The following is a 16,990-nucleotide window of genomic DNA, read 5'->3' as shown; positions in this document are numbered from 1 at the left end:
GCGCGATTCCAGGGCAACGGATTAGGATGCCCCATGGGGGGAAGCATGTCCAAGGATCTGGTCAGCCCTGACGCCATGGAGGCCTTCCTGAAGGCGCATCCCGACTGGGTCGCGCAGGGGGATGCCCATGGCCTGACCCTCCGGCGCCGCTATGTTTTCTCCGGCTATCCGCGAGGCCTGGGCTTCGTCATGGCCGCCGCGGAACATGCCGAGAAGGTGAATCACCACCCGGACCTGACTCTTGGCTACCGTTGGGTCGTGGCGGTTCTCACCACCCACGTCAGCCGCGGGGTCACCCAGCGGGACCTGGACCTGGCCGAGGCGCTGGACCGGATGTACCAGGATCACATCTAGCCTGGGGACCGCCCTCGTCTCACCGCACCGGTGTGGTGCGTGGTGGCGGGTTGAACCGTTCCTGCATGGACTGCACCTTGGTGAGGTCCAGCTGCTGGGGATTCGAGGGATCCGACGAGACCAGCTCGCTGAGTTCGATCTCCCCATGGCTGGGCGGCGGGACCGCGAAGGCCCGGACCAGGCGATCCCGCAAGGCCTTGAGGGTGAGGCTGAAGGCTTCGCGCCGCGGTGTGTCGCGGTAGGCCAGATCCCACACTTCCACCGTGGCGCCGGCGGGGCCCCGACGGGAGGCGCGCAAGGGCCGGGGGGCAGCGTGCAGGACCAGGCTGTCCCAACACCCGGGCTGCACCAGGCGGAGCTGCGCCATGGGATCGGCGCCCAGATCGGTGCGCAGATCCAGGGCTCCCGCCTCCTGGGCCGCCAGGAAGGGGGTGAGGAGGAGGCTGAACCACCAGAGGCGCATGGGAAAAGGATGAGCCTGGCCGGGAGGGGTTCCTCAGGATTTCCGGGGCTTGGGTTTCCCGGTGCGCGGGCCGGGCTTGCCTGCGGGACGTCCGCCGGGGCCTTCGCGGCGCGGGCCTGCGGGGCGGCTGGTGGCGTCGTAGCTGCGCCGCGGGCGCTCGTCACCCTCCTCGCGGCGGGGCCGGGCCGGGCGGTCGCCAGGGGTGAAGGGCCGGCGGGGCCGCTCGTCACCTTCGTCACGGCGCGGGCGGGCGGGGCGCTCGGTGGAGCCGAAGGCGCGGCGGGGACGTTCGTCCCCCCCGTCACGGCGGGGCCGGGCCGGGCGGTCGCCGGGGGTGAAGGGACGGCGGGGCCGCTCGTCACCTTCGTCACGGCGCGGACGGGCGGGGCGTTCGGTGGAGCCGAAGGCACGGCGGGGACGTTCGTCGCCCTCGTCACGGCGGGGCCGGGCCGGGCGGTCGCCGGGGGTGAAGGGGCGGCGGGGCCGCTCATCGCTGTCGTCGCGCCGCGGGCGGGCGGGCCGCTCGGTGGAGCCGAAGCTGCGGCGGGGGCGTTCATCCCCTTCCTCGCGGCGGGGCCGGGTCGGACGGTCGCCGGGGGTAAAGGGGCGGCGGGGTCGCTCGTCGCTGTCGTCGCGCCGCGGACGGGCCGGACGCTCGGTGGTGTCGAAGGCCCGGCGGGGCCGCTCATCGCCATTGATGGGGCGGGGGCGGGCGGGCGCTTCCCGTTCATCGAACCGCTTGGCGCGGGCCACGCGCTTGAGCTTGTGGTCGCGGCTCTCGGTGGGCTGGAAGATGCCCTCCTCGCCCTTGGCGCCCGTGGCGGCGCGCTGCAGGCGGGCGGAATTCCGGAGGGCCTTGAGGGCCGCCTCCATGTCTGCGGGCATGGGGGCCGTCACCGTGACCTGCTCCTCGGTGACGGGATGCTTGAAGCCCAGCAGCTCGGCATGCAGGGCCTGGCGGTCCAGCAGGGGGCTCTCAGTGCCGTAGACCTGGTCGCCCAGCAGGGGGAAGCCGCGATCCGCGAACTGCACGCGGATCTGGTTGCGGCGGCCCGTCTCCAGGCGCACTTCCACGACGGTGTGGCCGGGAAGCCGCTCGATCACGCGGTAGTGGGTGACGGCCTCCTTGGCGCCGGCGGGCATGCGCTTGCCGCCACCGGGGCCCTTGCGGACCTTGGCCACGGACATCTTCAGGGACTTGGCGTGCTCGATGAGGTGGCCCGCCAGGGTGCCGCTGTTCTCAGGCAGCTCGCCCACGAGGACGGCGAAGTAGACGCGCTGGAGGCGGTGCAGCTCGAAGTGCTTCTTGAGGCCGTGCAGGGCTTCGGGGGTCTTGGCGAAGACCAGCACCCCGCTGGTGAAGCGGTCGAGCCGGTGGACGATGAAGAGGTTGAAGCGCTTGAAGCCACGGCGGCGGTAGGACTCGGTGATGGCCTCCGCCAGGCTGGGCTCTCCACCTTGTTCAGCCGGCACCGTCAGCAGGCCCGCGGGCTTGAAGACGAAGAGCAGGTGGTTGTCCTCCCACAGGGTCTCGTAAGGGCCGGAGCTCAGCTTCTTCGGCGGTGGCAGTACTTCGTAGGTGAGCTCGGGATCGAACACCACCTTCACGGCGTCGCCCGCCTTGAGCCGGTGGCCGTGCTTCTCGGCGATCTCGCCGTTCACCGTCACACAGCGGCCGTCGATGAAGCCCTTGGCCTGCCGGTGGCTGATGACCATCACCTTGTGCAGTTCCGAAGCCAGGGCTGCGCCCTCCTGCTCCGCCTGCCACTCCCGTTCGATGCGTGCCATGGCGACGCCCTCCGTCATCGCCCCGCGTCCCTGATCAACGCCGAGCGGACTATCAGCAGACCACGAAAGGCTTTTCCCACCTAGCAAAATGGGGGAGCGGCTCGCCGCTCCCCCATTTTGCTGGTACGAGAAAGACTACTTCTTGGCGAAATCCCCCGCCTTCACGATCACGAGCTTTGCGGGGTCCAGGTGCTTGCGGAGAGCGGCATTGACCTCGTCGAGCTTGAGGGCCTGGACCTTGGCTTCCAGCTCCGCCTCGAAGAGCACGGGGCGTCCCAGGTAGAGGCAGTTGTTCAGCCAGCCGGCGATGGCCCGGTCGTCCTGGCGCTGGGTCTGCTCGCCCTGGAGCCAGGTCTTGCGGGCGAAATCCAGCTCCTCCTGGGTGAAGCCGTCCTTCAGGGCCTTCTGCAGTTCCTCCTGGAAGGCGGCCTCCAGCTTCGCCGCGTTCTGGGGCGCATAGATGGCGTAGGCCTGCCAGGAGGTCACGGGATCCTGGCTGCTGACGTTGGCGTAGGACCCGGCTCCGTAGCTGAAGCCCTCCTTCTGGCGCAGGCGATCACCGAGGCGGTTCTTCAGGGCTCCACCGCCCAGGATCTGGTTGGCCATGAGGAAGGCGGGGTAGTCGGGATCCGTGTCCTTCATGGCCCAGCGCTCCACGGCCAGGAAGATGGCCATCTGCTTGTCCGGTGTCTCCAGGACCTTGGACTGGCCGGGGACGTCCTTCATCCGCGCGGGGATGCGGGCGTAGGGCGAGGCGGAGGTCCATGTGCCGAAGAGGTCGGTCACGAGGGCCTGGAGCTCCTTGGTGTCGAAGTCGCCGGAGGCGGCGAAGGTGGCGTGGTCCGCGCCGTAGAAGGCGGCGTGGAAGGCCTTGAGGTCCTCCACCTTGGCGGCCTTCAGGTCCTGGATCCGGATTTCCAGGGCCCGGTAGGCCGAGGGATGCCCGGCGGGGTAGGCATCCAGGGTCTGGCCCAGGAACTCCATGGCCTTGGCCTGGGGTTCCTGACGCTGGGACTCGATGCCCGTCACCTGCTGCTTCACGAGGGTGTCCAGCTCGGAGGCCGGGAAGGCGGGTTCGCGCAGCACTTCGGCCACGAGCTTCAGTGTGGCGGCCAGGTTCTCCCGGGGCACCTTGATCCGGGCGTTGGCCGATGTGGCGCCGCCGGTGATCATCACCTCCGCCTTCAGCCGGTCGAAGGCGTCGGCGATCTCCTGGCGCGAGTGTTTGAGGGTGCCGCGCGTGAGCATGGCGCCCGTGAGGTCCGGCACGGCCTGCTTGTCCTGCAGCGAGGACTCCTGCCCGAAGCGCAGGGTGAGTTGCACCGAGGCCATGCTGCCCTTGGTCTTCTTGGACAGCAGGGCGCCCTTCAGGCCGTTGGGGGCGGTGAAGCGGAGCGTGCGCTGGTCCACATGGGCCGGGGTGGCGTCGAAGGCCTCGCCCTGGGCGATGGTCTGCTTGCCGGTGTAGTCCTTCACGTCCGCCGCGACGTCGGGCACCCCGGGCACCTCGGTGCGGTCCGGCTTCTCCGTGGGGAGGTACTCCCCGAGGGTGCGGTTGCTGGGCTTGAAGTAGGTCACGGCGACCTTCTGGACCTGCTCGAGGGTGGCGGATAGCGTGCGGTCGCGGTCCAGGAACCACTCCCGCCAGTCGCCGGTGGCCATGGCCTCGCTGAGGCTGATGGCCATGTTCTTGGTGTTGGAGAGGGTCTGGTCGACGCCCTTCTGGACCTGGGCCTTGGCGCGGTCCAGCTCGGCCTGGGTCAGGGGCTTGTCCTTCAGGTCCTCCACCTCGCGCAGGAGGATGGCCTTCACCTTCTCCACATCCCCGTCCTTCGGCAGCATCACGCCGAACATCTGGAGGCCGGGTTCAAACGTGGAGAAGGAGAGGGGGAAGACCTGGGCGGCGAGCTTGGTTTCCACCAGGGCCTTGTAGAGGCGGCCACTGGGCGCGTCAGTGAGGATGGTCGCCGCCAGGTCCGTGGCGCTGCGGTCCGCCTGGGCGGAGGGTGCGACGTGGTACCCGGCCACCAGGAGCGGGGTGCCGCCCACGCGGCGGATGGTGACCAGCCGCTCGCCGTCCTGGACGGGCTCCACCGTGTAGGTGGGCTCCAGGGTGCGGGTCGGCTTCGGCAGCCGCCCGAAGGTGGCGTTGATGTAGGCCAGGGTCTTCGGTCCGTCGAACTGTCCCGCCACCATCAGGACCGCGTTGTCCGGCTGGTAGTACTTCGTGTAGAAGGCCCGGAGGTGGTCCACGTTCACGTGCTCGATATCGCTGCGGGCGCCGATCACCGGCTTGCCGTAGTTGTGCCAGTCGTAGGCCGCGGACATGACCCGCAGGATGGTGGTGCGGAAGGGGCTGTTCTCGCCGGACTCGAACTCGTTGCGGACGACGGTCATCTCGCCGCTCTTGCCGTCCTTGCCCCACAGCGTCTCCGCCGTGAAGGTGCAGTTCAGCATCCGGTCCGCCTCCAGATCCAGCGCCTTCTTCAGGTTCTCCTCGGAGGCCGGGAAGGAGACGTAGTAGTTGGTGCGGTCGAAGTTGGTGGTGCCGTTGGCGTCGCCGCCCAGCTCGTTGAGGATCTTCCAGGTGTCCGGCCGCGCCTTCGTGCCCTTGAAGAGCATGTGCTCCAGCAGGTGGGCCATGCCCGTCTCGCCGTAGTGCTCCTGCCGGCTGCCCACCAGGTAGGTGATGTTGGTGGTGATGGTGGGCTTGCTGGCGTCGGGATAGAGCAGCACCCGCAGGCCGTTGGCCAGGCGGTACTCGGTGATGCCCTCCACCGTCGTCACCTGCACGGGCGCGGCCACGGATGCGGGTTTGGCGGCCTTGGTCGCGGCGGCTTTCGAGGTCGTGACGGACCTGGGGGCGTCCCCCGCCACCAGCGCCATGGCCAGGGCCCCACAGAGGGGCAGCATCAATCGACGGGAGAAGGGCATGTGACCTCCAGGTTGTGAAAGATTCCCTGCGGGAGACCCTCAGACTACGCGGCATGCAGAGAAGCGCTTGTTAAGAAATGTTTAGGTCTGGCCCGAGGTTCCCCCCCTCAGATAGAAGCCAGGCAGAGGACGAGGTTGACAGGAGCCAGGGAAGGAATCATGGTGATGCATCTAGATGTAATAAACATCTAGATGTTCAATCTGGAGTTGTTCTCATGTCTTCCCTGATCCTGCTTTCGCTGGCCTTGTCCGGCCTCCTCCTGTCTGCCCGGAAGGACCGGGCCCGCACCCGCAAGATCCTGGAGGCGGCGTGGCGATCCTGGCTCGGCCTGCTGCCCTCCCTCCTGGGGCTGACGGCGGGCATCGGGTTGGCCACGGCCCTGATCTCGCCCCAGGCCGTGGCGCACCTGTTCCAGGAGCACGGGGCCGCGGGCTTCCTCTTCCTCTCGGGCCTGGGCACCCTGCTCACCATCCCCTCGCCGGTGGCCTATCCCCTGGCGGGGACGCTCCACCGCATGGGGGCCAGCCTTCCCGCCCTCGCCAGCTTCATCACCACCCTCACCATGGTGGGTCTCCTCACGGCGCCCCTGGAGGCCAAGGCCTTCGGCCGGGCCTTCACCTTCCGGAGGCAGGCCCTGAGCCTGGTCCTGGCCCTGGCCATCGGGGCCGCCATGGGGGTGCTGCTGTGAGCCGGACCTGGCGTCCCGTCCTCTGGATCCTGGCCGCCATCGCCGCGGTCCATCTTGGCCTGGCCTGGCGGTTCCCGGGCCTTGCGGCCGCCTCGGCCCGGGGTGGCCTGCAGGGTTTCGGTCAGATCCTGGCCATCCTGCCCGCGGTGCTGGTCCTCCTGGCCCTGTTCGATGCCTGGGTGCCCCGGGCGGTGGTGGAACGGAGCCTGGGTCCCGGCTCCGGCCTCCGGGGGGTGGCCTTCGCCATGCTGCTGGGCACGGCGGCGGCGGGGCCCATCTATGCGGCTTTTCCCCTTGGCCTGTCGCTCCGGGAAAAGGGGGCCCGGACCGCCAATCTGGTCATCTTCCTGGGGGCCTGGGCCACCATCAAGGTGCCCATGCTGATGCTGGAGAGCGCCTTCCTGGGTCCGCGCTTCGCCCTGATCCGCCTCGCCCTCACCGTCCCCGGTGTCCTCGGCTGTGGGTTCCTCATGGAGCGGCTGGAACGCCGGCCGGCGCGCTGAGGAGCCCGCTGAGGGGGTGGGGAGGTTACACTCCCTTGATCCCATGCTCGCCACCCACCGCCACGGCCGCCACCTCCCCGCTTTCATCCTGCTGGCCCTCACCGAGGGGCCCCTGCATGGGCACGCCATCCGGGCGGCGCTCCACGCGCGGTTCGCGGACTTCAAGGGGGATCCTGGCGCCATCTACCGGACGCTTCAGGCCCTGGAGACCGCCGGGGAGGTGACGGCCCACTGGGACACGGGCACCCGCGGCCCCGCCCGGAAGATCTACGACCTGACCCCCCTCGGCTGGGAGCGGCTCGGCTTCTGGGAGCACGACATCCGCCAGCGAATGGGTTTCCTGCAGGGCTTCCTGGACGGCTACGCGAAGGTCCGGGGGCGCGGCCCCGGCCGGTCCTGATCCAGCAGGCTTCGGAGCCGGGCCTCCCACTCGGCGCGGAGGTCCTCCAGCCGCAGGCCCTTCCCCTTGCCGGGCGCAGCCTGGAGTAGGCCCTGGGCGCTGGGGTGGGGCAGGGCGTGCAGCTCGAAGGGGGGCGCGCCCTCCAGCCGCGAGAGCACCCACTCCGCCCGCTTCCCGAAGGCGATGACGCGCAGGGCGGAAGCGTCGCCCTGCGAGGCCCGGGCCAGCTCCGAGACGAGGCGGGCGAGGTTGGCGGGGGATGACAGATCCCGGTTGGAGGGCGCGTGGAAGTGCTCACCGTCCTTCGTGGGGCAGGCGGGATAGGCGTTGCTGAGGGCCGTGCCGATGAGGCGTGGGGCCAGGGCCAGGGCCTTGAAGCGGCTTCCGTCCCAGTCCTCCCAGGCGGCCGCCGGCACCTCGACCCGGTGGGTGGCTGCCAAGGCGCGGTACACGGTGATGCCGGCGCCGTCCCCCCAGAAGGGCAGGCCGGACTGGTCCGCGCCCCGGGGGCCGGGGGCTTCGCCGAAGAGCATGACGGAGACGGGACCGGAGTCGGGGAACAGGGCGGGGACGGGATGACCTTGAATGCGGGGCATGGTGCTTCCTGAAGGCGTACATTCTGCGATGGTCCCGCCGCGTGGAGGACGCCCTTCCGCCAGAAGCCATCTGCGGGCCCAGATCGGAAAGCTCCGGGGGAGGTGGATCGTGAGGCGGCTCGCGGGGGACCTCGGGATGGGAACCAGCCTGCTCGCGGGCGCGGCGGCCCTGCTGCTTGGAGCCGCCTGTGGGGGCGGCGGGAGCGGGGAGGTGGTGATCCCGCCTTTCTGGGTCTGGGGCCAGGTGGTGGTGACGGATCTGAACGGGGATGGTCGGGCGGATGTGGCCGTCCCCGCCACCCTCATCGACGGCGGGACGCACCGGAACAGCGTGCAGGTCTTCCTCCGGGATGCGGCGGGGGGCTTCGCGGCGCCGTCGACCTACTCTCTCGAATTCGATCCCTGGAACCTGTGCGTGGGCGACGTGAATGGGGATGGGCGGCCGGACCTCCTCGTATCCATTCAGGCCTCGGTCCCCCCTCAGGCGAATGTCATCGGGGACAGCGGCGGGCTGCTGATCCTGCGCCAGGACCCCGGCACGCCAGGGCGCTTCCTACCCGCCGCCTGGGTGTGGACCGGCGGGGCTGCTGGTCCCGCGGCCGTGGTGGAGCTGACTGGAGACGGTCTCGCGGATGTGGCGGTGGCGGACGGGGTCTTCGTCAATAGCCGCCTTCTGTTGCTGGCGCAGGCTCCGGGTTCGCCTGGAGCCCTGCTTCCGCCAATGCCGATGCCGGTGGGCTCCGGGCACGGCTTCCGCGACTTGGCCGTGGCCGACGTCAACGGGGATGGCCGTCCGGATCTGGTATTGGCCGGCTATGACTGTGTGGCGATCCTGCACCAGCAGGCTGGCGGCGGCTTCGCGGCTCCCGTGTTCCTTAGCGCAGGGCTGAAGGTGGATGGCCTCGCAACTGCGGATCTCGACGGCGACGGCCGGGTGGACCTGGTGGCGGCCAACGCCGGAAATGCTCCGGATGGCGGGAAGGGCGGCGCCAACGTGACGGTCTTCCTGCAGACCCAGCCCGGGGCTTTCGCCGCCACGGCCCTCCCCGTGGCCGACGGGGCGCGTCAGGTGGCCATCGGGGATCTCAATGGCGACGGCCTGCCGGATGTGGCGGTGATCTCGCTGGTGTACCAGTCGCTGTCGACGCCTTCGAAAGTGACCATCCTCCTGCAAACCGCTGCCCACCGGGGCGCCTTCACGGTGGCAACCGTCATGGATGGAACCCAGAACGCCAACTTCCTCGCCTTGGGCGATTTGGATGGAGACGGCCGCACCGACCTGATCCTGAACGAAGGGCCGAGCGTGATGTTCCAGACTGCGGCTCCGGGGATCTTCAGCCCGCCGCGGGCGCTTCGCTGAGGGGCGTTCAGCCGGGCTGGCCCTCCTTCATGAGGGCGGACAGCGCCTTGAACTGGGGGTGGTTCTTGTCCCTGGCCCACTCGAAGGCCACGGACTCGTGGTTGGTGAGCGTGGCGCCGGCGGCGGCCATGCGCTCCAGGGCGTGGCGGCGGTACTCTTCGCCCCGGCCGCTGACGGCGTCCCAGCAGAGATGCACCTCGTGGCCCGAGCCCAGCAGCTCGAGCACGGTCTGCATCACGCAGACATGGGCCTCGATGCCCGCCACGACGATCTGGCGCTTCTCCCGGGCCAGGTGGGGCCGGGCCTGCTTGAGCAGGGCCTCGAAGCCGGCATCGCCGCAGCAGCCGAAGGCGGTCTTCTCCAGGAAGAACTTCGGCGTGGCCAGGGCATCGTAGGTGGCGCGGATGCTCTCCTCGGTGGGGCCGATGCCCTTGGGATACTGCTCGGTGAGAACCACGGGCACGGCGAAGAGGTCCGCCAGCCGCATGAGCCGGCGTGTGGCCTCCAGCACCAGGGCCGGCCGGTGGACCATGCCCACCAGCTTGCCCTGGAGATCGATGACCACGAGGATGCTGCGGCTGGAATCGAGAAGGGCCATGGGAACCTCCTGGGGGCCTACCAGATCTTCACGCGGTCCGCCGGGGCCAGGTAGAGCTTCTGGTCCGCCTTCACCTGGAAGGCCGGGTACCAGGCGTCCAGGTTCCGCACCGTGTAGGGCCGGAAGGAGGCCGGGGCGTGGCCGTCCGTGAGGATCTGCTGGCGCAGCAGGGGCTCGCGGGTCTTCTCGCGCCAGCTCTGGGCATAGCTGAGGAAGAACTGCTGGTCGCCGGTGAGGCCCTGCACCATCGGCGCCTCCTTCCCGCCCAGGGACAGGCGGTAGGCGTCATAGGCCGCGGCGAGGCCCGCCACGTCCGCGATGTTCTCGCCCAGGGTCTGCTTGCCCTTGATGTGGAGGCCCGGGAAGGGCTCGTAGGCGTCGAACTGCCTCACCAGCTGGTCGGCCGAGGCCTGGAAGTGCTTCAGATCCTCGGGCGTCCACCAGTTCTCCAGCTTCCCGCTGGCGTCGAAGAGCGAGCCGGAGTCGTCGAAGCTGTGGCTGATCTCGTGGCCGATCACGGCGCCGATGGCGCCGTAGTCCATGACCATGGGCCGCTTCGGGTCGAAGAAGGGCGGCTGCAGGATGGCCGCCGGGAAGTTGAGGGCGTTCATCACCGGCAGGTTCACGGCGTTCACGAGCTGGGGGTTCATCACCCACTCCGTGCGGTCGATGGGCTGGCCGAGCTTGGCCAGGTTGCGCTCGTACTCGAAGCGTTCGGCCCGCTGGAGGTTGCCGAAGGCGTCTCCGGCCGTGACCTTCAGGCCGCGGTAGTCGCGCCAGCGATCCGGGTAGCCCACGCCCACTTTGAGCGCGTCCAGCTTCGCGAGGGCCTTGGCCTTGGTGGCGGGGGACATCCAGTCCAGGTGCTCGATGCGGATGCGGAAGGCCGCCTTGATGTTCGAGACCATCCGCTCGGCCCGGGCCTTCTCGGAAGGCGGGAAGTACTTCGCCACGTACGCCTTGCCCACGGCCTCGCCCAGGGCCTCGTTGGTCAGGGCCACCCCCGTCTTCCAGCGGTCCAGGGGCCTGGAGGCGCCGCTCAGGACCTTGCCGTAGAAGGCGAAGGACTGGTCGGCCACGGCCTTGGGCAGCACCGGTGCCCAGTGCTGGATGGCGTGGAAGGTGAGGTAGTCCTTCCAGACGTCGAGGGGCACTTCCGTGGTCAGGGCCGAGAGGCCGGTGACAGCGCCGGGCTGCCAGACCACGAACACCGCCTGCTTCGACAGGCCCGCGGCGGCGAAGAAGGCGTCCCAGTCCAGGCCCGGAGCCTTGGCGGAGAATTCAGCCCGGGTCCAGTGGTTGTTGCCCTTCTGGACGTCGCCGGATTCCTCGCGACCCAGGTGGGCCCTGGCCATGCGGGTCTCCAGGTCCACCACCGCCGTGGCGTGGCTGAGGGCGTCCGACAGGCCCGCCAGCTTCAGCATGGCCGCCACGTGGGTGATGTACTGGGTGCGGACGGCCGCCATGCCCTCCGAGGGATCCAGGTAGTAGCTGCGCTCGGGCAGGCCCAGGCCGCCCTGGAGGAGGAAGGGCGCGTAGCGGGTGGGCTCGTCCAGGTCCTGGGCCACCCACAGGCCGAGGAAGTTGGCCGTGTGGTACTGGGTGGCGTTCAGCACGTCCACGTCGGCCCGCAGGGTCGTGCCCAGGTACCGGGCCAGGTCCTGGCGGCCCTGGATGGCGCCGATGGCCTGAAAGGTGGGCTGGAGGGGGCTGAGGCCTTTCTTGTCGATGGCCTTTTCGGCCATGAAGCTTGTGTAGAAGTCGCCGATCTTCCTCAGCTCGGATCCCGTCGGCGCCTTCGAGGCGGCCTGGATCAGAGCGGCCGTGCGCCGGTCCGTGAGGTCCGCCACCTCGCGTCCGACCCCGTAGGAACCGCGGTCCGCGGGGATCTCCGTCCGCTTCACCCAGGCGCCGTTGGCATAGGCGAAGAAGTCGTCGCCGGGGGCCACCGTGCGGTCCATGCCCGTCAGGTCGAGGCCATGGGGCGCGGCCTTGGGCGGGGCCGCCACCAGGGCTGGGACGGCCAGGCAGAGGGCGAGGGGAGACAGGTATCGGCGCATGAAAGATCCTCGGATCCTGGGGGCGGGACGGCGGCCCCGCCCGGGGCGAGGGGACATGATACTCACCCCGGCCGCCGGCGGTGGCGGCTTGACCGGGTTCCGGGCCGGGGGCATGGTGGAGGGGCTTGCCCTTGATACCTCGTCTTGCTATGGAGGATTCCCATGCCCCTGCGATCCGCCTCCCTCAGCCCCCTGGCCCTGGTGATGGTTGCCTCCCTGGTCCAGCCCCTCGTGGCCGTGGACCTCCAGGACACGCGGCTCCTGGCCAGCCCAGCCACGAGCGGCCGGCAGGTGGCCTTCCTCTACGCGGGCGATCTCTGGACCTGCGCGCCGGACGGCGGCACGGCCACGCGGCTCACCACCCGGGGCGGCTGCCTGGGCACGCCGCGCTTCAGCCCCGACGGCGCCTGGATCGCCTACACGGCCACCCTGGAAGGCAACACCGACGTGTGGGTGATCCCCGCCGCGGGCGGCGAGCCCCGGCGCCTCACCTGGCATCCCGGCGCGGATGTGGTCCAGGACTGGACACCGGACGGCAGGGCCGTGCTGTTCACCTCCGGACGCGCCAGCCACACCACCCGCCACACCCAGCTCTTCACCGTGCCGCTCGAAGGGGGCATGCCCACGCGGCTGCCCATCCCCAACGCCGCCCGGGCCACCTATTCACCCGACGGCACCTACCTCGTCTACAACCCCCTGTCGGACGCCTTCCGGCAGTGGAAGCACTACCGCGGCGGCACGGCCTCGCGGCTCTGGATCTACCGGACGAAGGACCACGAGGTGGTGCAGATTCCCCAGCTCCAAGACCAGCCTCAGGGCCGCTGCAACGACATCGACCCCATGTGGATCGGCGGGAAGGTCTACTTCGTCTCCGACCGGGCTGGCGAGTTCAACCTCTTCAGCTACGACCTGACCACGAAGGCGGTGACGCAGCTGACGCACCACGCGGACTTCCCCATCCAGGCCGCCAGCCACGGAGCGGGACGCATCGTCTACGAGCAGGCAGGATGGCTGCACCGCTTCGACCCGGCCACGGGTCAGAGCACCCGGCTGAAGGTCTCCGCGGCCGCGGACCTCCCGGAGGCCCGGGGTCGCTGGGCCTCCGGAACCCGCTGGGTGGGAGACCTGGCCCTGTCCCCCTCCGGCAGCCGGGTGGCCCTGGAATACCGCGGCGAGATCCTGAGTGTCCCCGCGGAGAAGGGCGATCCCCGCAACCTGACGAACACCCCGGGGGCCCACGAGCGCCATCCGGCCTGGTCCCCGGACGGCCGGTCCATCGCCTACCTGTCCGACGCCGGCGGCGAGTACGTGCTGAAGGTCGAGCCCCAGGACGGCAAGGGCGAGCCGCGCACCTACGCCCTGAAGGGGGCTGGCTTCTACGACAGCCTGAAGTGGTCGCCGGACGGGAAGAAGATCGCCTACACGGACAACGCCCTGGCCCTGCGCATCCTCGACCTCGGCACCGGCGCGGTGAAGGCCGTATCCAGCGAGGTGCTGTACACCCCGGGTCCCATCCTGAACCACAGCTGGTCTCCGGATTCCCGGTACCTGGCCTACACCCGCAACACGGAGTCGGGGATGCTGCGCATCCACCTGTATTCCGTAGAGGAGGACCGGTCCACGCCGCTGACAGACGGCCTGGCCGATGCCAGCGATCCCGTCTTCGACCGCAGCGGGAAGTACCTCTATTTCACCGCCAGCACGGACGCGGGCCCCGTGCGGGACTGGTTCGCCCAGTCCAACAACGACGCCACCATGCGCGGGAACCTCTACCTGATGGTGCTGGCCAAGGACACGCCTTCGCCCCTGGCCAAGGAGAGCGACGAGGAGCCCGCACCGGCCAAGGCTGAGGAGAAGGGGCCCAAGGGCGAGGAGAAGAGCGGCGGGAAGCCCGAGCCGAAGGTCCGCATCGACTTCGACGGCCTGGCCGAGCGCATCGTGCCCATCGCCGCGGCAAAGGCTGCCTTCTTCACCGACCTGGCTGCGGGCGAGGCCGGCACCCTCTACTACCTGCGCCATGCCGGCGGCGCGAACCGCTTCAACCGCGAGGAGCCCATGGCCCTCTGCCGCTTCGACCTGAAGAAGCGCGAGGAGACCGTGGTGGTGGAGAAGGCCGACGGCTACGACCTTTCGGCGGACGGCCGGAAGCTCCTCTACCGCCTGCGGGACGCGGTGACGGTCATCCCCACGGCCGGCAAGCCGGAGCCCGGCAAGGGGCGGGTGGCCCTGGAGGGCCTGCAGGTGAAGGTGGACCCGCGACAGGAGTGGGCGCAGATCCTCGACGAGGTCTGGCGCATCAACCGGGACTTCTTCTACACGCCGAACATGCATGGGGCCGACTGGAAGGCCATGAAGGCGAAGTACTCGGCCTTCCTGCCCGACCTCGCCACCCGGGCGGACCTCAACCGCGTCATCCAGTGGATGTGCTCGGAGCTGGCCGTGGGCCACCACCGCGGCGGCGGCGGCGACCTGCCCGACACCGGCAAGGCCTTGCCCGGCGGCCTCCTCGGGGCGGACGTGGAAGTGGCGAACGGCCGTTACCGGATCGCCAAGATCTTCGGCGGGCTCAACTGGAACCCCGAGCTTCGCAGCCCCCTCACCGAGCCCGGCGTGAACGCCAGGCCCGGCGAGTACCTGCTGGCCGTGAATGGCCGCGACCTGAAGGCTCCGGAGAACCTCTACGCCCGCTTCGAAAGCACCGCCGGGAAGCTGGTGGAGCTCACGCTGGGGCCTGATCCCTCGGGCAAGGGCGCCCGCACCGTGACCGTCGTGCCCGTGGAGAGCGAGGCGGGCCTGCGCAACCGCGACTGGGTGGAGGCGAACCTCCGCAAGGTGACCGAAGCCACGGACGGCCGCGTGGCCTATGTCTACGTGCCCAACACCACCACCCTGGGCTTCACCTACTTCAAGCGCTACTTCTATCCCCAGGCCCAGCGGGACGCCATCATCGTCGACGAGCGCTACAACGGCGGCGGCCAGGTGGCCGACTACTACATCGACCTGCTGCGCCGGCCCTTCATCGCCATGTGGGCCACGCGCTACGGCCAGGATCTGAAGACGCCCAACGCCTCGATCCAGGGGCCCAAGGTCATGCTCGTGGACGAAACCGCCGGCTCCGGCGGCGACCTGCTCCCCTGGATGTTCCGCAAGTTCGGCCTGGGCCCTCTGGTGGGCCGGCCCACCTGGGGAGGCCTCGTGGGCATCCTCGGCTTCCCCTCCCTCATGGACGGCGGCACCATCACCGCCCCCAACCTGGCCATCTGGACCGAGCAGGGCTGGGTGGTGGAGAACGAGGGCGTGGCCCCGGACATCGAGGTCGAGCAGCTGCCCAAGGACGTCATCGCCGGCCGCGATCCCCAGTTGGAGAAGGCCCTCGAGCTGGTGAAGGCTGAGCTGAAGAAGACCCCGCCCCGCAAACTCCAGCGGCCGCCCTATCCGGTGCGGACGAAGTAGGCTCTCCTGCCTGGCGGAACCTCGGACCCGGGAGCGTCAGGCCTCCGGGTCCGGCAGCGCATGGCGCCAGTCCCGCCCCACCAGCAGGACCTGGGTCTTCCCGTCCCGGAGGAACACGGCCGTATCCCACAGGAGGCCGGGGATGGTGCGGGCGGGGCCGGGGGCCGCGTCGAAGGCGAGGCTGCGGGTCCGGAACCAGCGCCGGTAGACCAGGTGCCAGCGGCCGCCCGCCTGCGCGAGGAAGGCGCCGTGGAAGCGTGGCAGACCCTTTACGCGGCGGGCGAAGCAGGGCAGGACCTCCGTGGGGCGCGCGGGCGCCAGCTCCAGGGCCTTCAGCTCCGCCCAGAGGGGGATCTCGTCGCGGGTTCCGCGTCCCACCAGGGAGCGCAGGGCGCCGCGGAAGCCCGTGAGCACGAACGCCAGGGCCCGCAGCAGCAGGGGCAGGAGGAGGGCCGTGGCCACCAGCACCGCGCCGAGCACGGGCAGGGCGATGGCCGGATGGCTGTAGGCCAGGGCCAGCAGGGCCGCCACGCCCAGGTCCTCGGCCACGCTGAGGACGCTGTGGCTGGCGGGCTCCGGCGCCGTGTGGGCCAGGAGCCGCACCCCCATCTTGCTGCCGTGGGTGCCCAGGGCGATGGTGCCGCCCGCGAGCAGGGCCAGCACCTTGGCCACGGGATGCAGCTCGCCCGCGGCCCCCAGGGCCAACAAGGCGCCGCCCACGGGCCGGATGAAGGTGTGGAGCCCGTCCCAGATGGGCGTGATGAAGGGCACCTTGTCGGCCAGGAACTCCAGGAGGAACAGGAGGGCCGCGACCCCGATCACCACCGGGTGGCCCAGGATGGCCAGATCCGCGGGCAGGCCGTGGATCCAGCCATAGCGCTGCCCCGCGCCCACCAGGAGCACCGTGAGGTAGAGGTTGATGCCGGAGACGGTGGACAGGCCGAGGATGGCCGCCAGGGTCTGTGCTGAGCCCATCAGGCTGTGAACCGCTTGTACAGGTGGTAGATGCCCAGGAGAATCACGGCGCCCACCACGGACATGAGGAAGCCAGCCCCCTGGCCTTCCTGATAGTGGCCCACGGCCCGCCCGATCCAGGTGCCGAGGAAGGAGCCCGCGATGCCGAGGACCATGGTGATGATCCATCCGCCAGGGTCCTTGCCAGGCATGACGAGCTTCGCCACGGCGCCGGCGATGAGACCGATGATGCAGGTCCAGATGAGGTGGAGCATGCTGACCTCCTCGATGGGTTGGGCAATGATGCAGTCACCTTAGGCTCCGGGCCTGAAGTGGTCAATCGTAAGACTTGGGAAACCTCGTGTTCGGATATTTCGAAGCGGGGCTTGCGGAATGCGGGGCCGGGGAGGAAGCTGGGGCTCCACTTCCCGAGGAGGATGTCATGGGTTTGCTGGACATGGTGGGCGGCCTGCTGGGACAGGGCGGCCAGGCGGAAGGTGGCAACCCGCTCATGGGCGCGGTGATGGGCCTCATCCAGAACCATCCTGGCGGCCTCCAGGGCCTGCTGGGCCAGTTCCAGGAGAAGGGGCTGGGCGACCAGGTGGCCTCCTGGATCGGCACCGGCGAGAACCAGCCCATCAGCGCCGAGCACGTTCAGGCGGCGCTGGGTTCGGACCAGCTCCAGCAGCTGGCGGGCCAGTTGGGCCTCTCCCACGGTGAAGCCGCCTCGGGCCTGGCCAGCATCCTGCCCCAGGTGGTGGACAAGCTCAGTCCCCAGGGCAGCCTGCCCGAGGGCGGCATCGGCATGGATCTGCTGAAGAAGTTCCTGGGCTGAGAG

15 protein-coding genes are annotated in these 16,990 nt (G+C 69.8%); 7 read left to right on the top strand and 8 right to left on the bottom strand.

From position 1 onward, the window contains the following. Nucleotides 1–45: 45 nt before the first annotated feature. On the top strand, nucleotides 46–354 hold the full coding sequence (locus tag MLE42_RS05410) for a 4a-hydroxytetrahydrobiopterin dehydratase (RefSeq protein WP_243286855.1): 309 nt from the start codon (nucleotides 46–48) through the stop codon (nucleotides 352–354). Nucleotides 355–373: 19 nt separating this feature from the next. On the opposite strand, the gene MLE42_RS05405 is transcribed toward MLE42_RS05410, so the two are convergent. From MLE42_RS05405 to MLE42_RS05395, 3 genes are all read right to left on the bottom strand, one after another. After that, a complete protein-coding gene (locus MLE42_RS05405) occupies nucleotides 374–817 on the bottom strand; it encodes a hypothetical protein (protein WP_243286854.1) in 444 nt (147 codons plus the stop codon). Between the two features lie 33 nt (nucleotides 818–850). Continuing rightward, on the bottom strand, nucleotides 851–2,605 hold the full coding sequence (locus MLE42_RS05400; RefSeq protein WP_243286853.1) for an RluA family pseudouridine synthase: 1,755 nt from the start codon (nucleotides 2,603–2,605) through the stop codon (nucleotides 851–853). Between the two features lie 135 nt (nucleotides 2,606–2,740). Beyond that, entirely contained in the window at nucleotides 2,741–5,539 is a 2,799-nt protein-coding gene (locus MLE42_RS05395) for a M16 family metallopeptidase (protein ID WP_243286852.1), read from the bottom strand. Between the two features lie 215 nt (nucleotides 5,540–5,754). Here MLE42_RS05395 and MLE42_RS05390 point away from each other — a divergent pair, with 215 nt between their 5' ends. Genes MLE42_RS05390 through MLE42_RS05380 form a run of 3 tightly spaced genes read left to right on the top strand, consistent with a single transcriptional unit; the run spans nucleotide 5,755 to nucleotide 7,131 of the window. Further along, nucleotides 5,755–6,228 carry a hypothetical protein gene (locus MLE42_RS05390; RefSeq protein ID WP_243286851.1) on the top strand — a complete coding sequence of 158 codons (474 nt, stop codon included), beginning with the start codon at nucleotides 5,755–5,757 and terminating at the stop codon, nucleotides 6,226–6,228. After that, nucleotides 6,225–6,731 carry a hypothetical protein gene (locus MLE42_RS05385; protein WP_243286850.1) on the top strand — a complete coding sequence of 169 codons (507 nt, stop codon included), beginning with the start codon at nucleotides 6,225–6,227 and terminating at the stop codon, nucleotides 6,729–6,731. The genes MLE42_RS05390 and MLE42_RS05385 overlap by 4 nt, the downstream gene beginning before the upstream one ends. A 43-nt stretch (nucleotides 6,732–6,774) precedes the next feature. Continuing rightward, the gene (locus MLE42_RS05380) at nucleotides 6,775–7,131 is read left to right on the top strand and encodes a PadR family transcriptional regulator (RefSeq protein WP_243286849.1); all 357 of its coding nucleotides are present in this window, start codon (nucleotides 6,775–6,777) and stop codon (nucleotides 7,129–7,131) included. On the opposite strand, the gene MLE42_RS05375 is transcribed toward MLE42_RS05380, so the two are convergent. Beyond that, nucleotides 7,092–7,727, bottom strand: a complete 636-nt coding sequence (locus MLE42_RS05375; RefSeq protein WP_243286848.1) for a uracil-DNA glycosylase family protein — start codon at nucleotides 7,725–7,727, stop codon at nucleotides 7,092–7,094. The genes MLE42_RS05380 and MLE42_RS05375 overlap by 40 nt on opposite strands. Nucleotides 7,728–7,836: 109 nt before the next feature. Here MLE42_RS05375 and MLE42_RS05370 point away from each other — a divergent pair, with 109 nt between their 5' ends. After that, complete coding sequence (locus MLE42_RS05370) at nucleotides 7,837–9,087, top strand: FG-GAP repeat domain-containing protein (protein ID WP_243286847.1); 1,251 nt, start codon at nucleotides 7,837–7,839, stop codon at nucleotides 9,085–9,087. A 7-nt stretch (nucleotides 9,088–9,094) separates the two neighbouring features. Here MLE42_RS05370 and MLE42_RS05365 read toward each other — a convergent pair whose 3' ends face one another. Both MLE42_RS05365 and MLE42_RS05360 read right to left on the bottom strand, forming a co-directional pair. Further along, the gene (locus tag MLE42_RS05365; RefSeq protein ID WP_243286846.1) at nucleotides 9,095–9,685 is read right to left on the bottom strand and encodes an isochorismatase family protein; all 591 of its coding nucleotides are present in this window, start codon (nucleotides 9,683–9,685) and stop codon (nucleotides 9,095–9,097) included. Nucleotides 9,686–9,702: 17 nt separating this feature from the next. After that, on the bottom strand, nucleotides 9,703–11,745 hold the full coding sequence (locus MLE42_RS05360) for a M13 family metallopeptidase (RefSeq protein ID WP_243286845.1): 2,043 nt from the start codon (nucleotides 11,743–11,745) through the stop codon (nucleotides 9,703–9,705). A 162-nt stretch (nucleotides 11,746–11,907) separates the two neighbouring features. Here MLE42_RS05360 and MLE42_RS05355 point away from each other — a divergent pair, with 162 nt between their 5' ends. Next, complete coding sequence (locus MLE42_RS05355) at nucleotides 11,908–15,198, top strand: S41 family peptidase (protein ID WP_243286844.1); 3,291 nt, start codon at nucleotides 11,908–11,910, stop codon at nucleotides 15,196–15,198. Nucleotides 15,199–15,234: 36 nt separating this feature from the next. On the opposite strand, the gene MLE42_RS05350 is transcribed toward MLE42_RS05355, so the two are convergent. Both MLE42_RS05350 and MLE42_RS05345 read right to left on the bottom strand, forming a co-directional pair. Next, the gene (locus MLE42_RS05350) at nucleotides 15,235–16,173 is read right to left on the bottom strand and encodes a DUF4126 domain-containing protein (protein ID WP_243286843.1); all 939 of its coding nucleotides are present in this window, start codon (nucleotides 16,171–16,173) and stop codon (nucleotides 15,235–15,237) included. Then, a complete protein-coding gene (locus MLE42_RS05345; RefSeq protein ID WP_243286842.1) occupies nucleotides 16,173–16,427 on the bottom strand; it encodes a GlsB/YeaQ/YmgE family stress response membrane protein in 255 nt (84 codons plus the stop codon). Before MLE42_RS05345 ends, MLE42_RS05350 begins: the two co-directional genes overlap by 1 nt. 167 nt (nucleotides 16,428–16,594) lie before the next feature. Between MLE42_RS05345 and MLE42_RS05340 the strand changes: the two genes are divergently transcribed. Continuing rightward, complete coding sequence (locus tag MLE42_RS05340; RefSeq protein ID WP_243286841.1) at nucleotides 16,595–16,987, top strand: YidB family protein; 393 nt, start codon at nucleotides 16,595–16,597, stop codon at nucleotides 16,985–16,987. The last annotated feature ends 3 nt before the right edge of the window (nucleotides 16,988–16,990 follow it).

The organism is Geothrix terrae (assembly GCF_022808775.1).
Taxonomy (GTDB): Bacteria; Acidobacteriota; Holophagae; order Holophagales; family Holophagaceae; genus Geothrix; species Geothrix terrae.
The sequence above is the reverse complement of the archived record's forward strand: the minus strand, read 5'-3'. Positions and strand labels throughout refer to the sequence as shown.

What these genes read in the sequence shown, in the direction of transcription:
- MLE42_RS05410 (WP_243286855.1), top strand. Translation starts at nt 46, where the DNA reads ATGTCCAAGGATCTGGTCAGCCCTGACGCCATGGAGGCCTTCCTGAAG.
- MLE42_RS05405 (WP_243286854.1), bottom strand. Translation starts at nt 817, where the DNA reads ATGCGCCTCTGGTGGTTCAGCCTCCTCCTCACCCCCTTCCTGGCGGCC.
- MLE42_RS05400 (WP_243286853.1), bottom strand. Translation starts at nt 2,605, where the DNA reads ATGGCACGCATCGAACGGGAGTGGCAGGCGGAGCAGGAGGGCGCAGCC.
- MLE42_RS05395 (WP_243286852.1), bottom strand. Translation starts at nt 5,539, where the DNA reads ATGCCCTTCTCCCGTCGATTGATGCTGCCCCTCTGTGGGGCCCTGGCC.
- MLE42_RS05390 (WP_243286851.1), top strand. Translation starts at nt 5,755, where the DNA reads ATGTCTTCCCTGATCCTGCTTTCGCTGGCCTTGTCCGGCCTCCTCCTG.
- MLE42_RS05380 (WP_243286849.1), top strand. Translation starts at nt 6,775, where the DNA reads ATGCTCGCCACCCACCGCCACGGCCGCCACCTCCCCGCTTTCATCCTG.
- MLE42_RS05375 (WP_243286848.1), bottom strand. Translation starts at nt 7,727, where the DNA reads ATGCCCCGCATTCAAGGTCATCCCGTCCCCGCCCTGTTCCCCGACTCC.
- MLE42_RS05365 (WP_243286846.1), bottom strand. Translation starts at nt 9,685, where the DNA reads ATGGCCCTTCTCGATTCCAGCCGCAGCATCCTCGTGGTCATCGATCTC.
- MLE42_RS05360 (WP_243286845.1), bottom strand. Translation starts at nt 11,745, where the DNA reads ATGCGCCGATACCTGTCTCCCCTCGCCCTCTGCCTGGCCGTCCCAGCC.
- MLE42_RS05355 (WP_243286844.1), top strand. Translation starts at nt 11,908, where the DNA reads ATGCCCCTGCGATCCGCCTCCCTCAGCCCCCTGGCCCTGGTGATGGTT.
- MLE42_RS05350 (WP_243286843.1), bottom strand. Translation starts at nt 16,173, where the DNA reads ATGGGCTCAGCACAGACCCTGGCGGCCATCCTCGGCCTGTCCACCGTC.
- MLE42_RS05345 (WP_243286842.1), bottom strand. Translation starts at nt 16,427, where the DNA reads ATGCTCCACCTCATCTGGACCTGCATCATCGGTCTCATCGCCGGCGCC.
- MLE42_RS05340 (WP_243286841.1), top strand. Translation starts at nt 16,595, where the DNA reads ATGGGTTTGCTGGACATGGTGGGCGGCCTGCTGGGACAGGGCGGCCAG.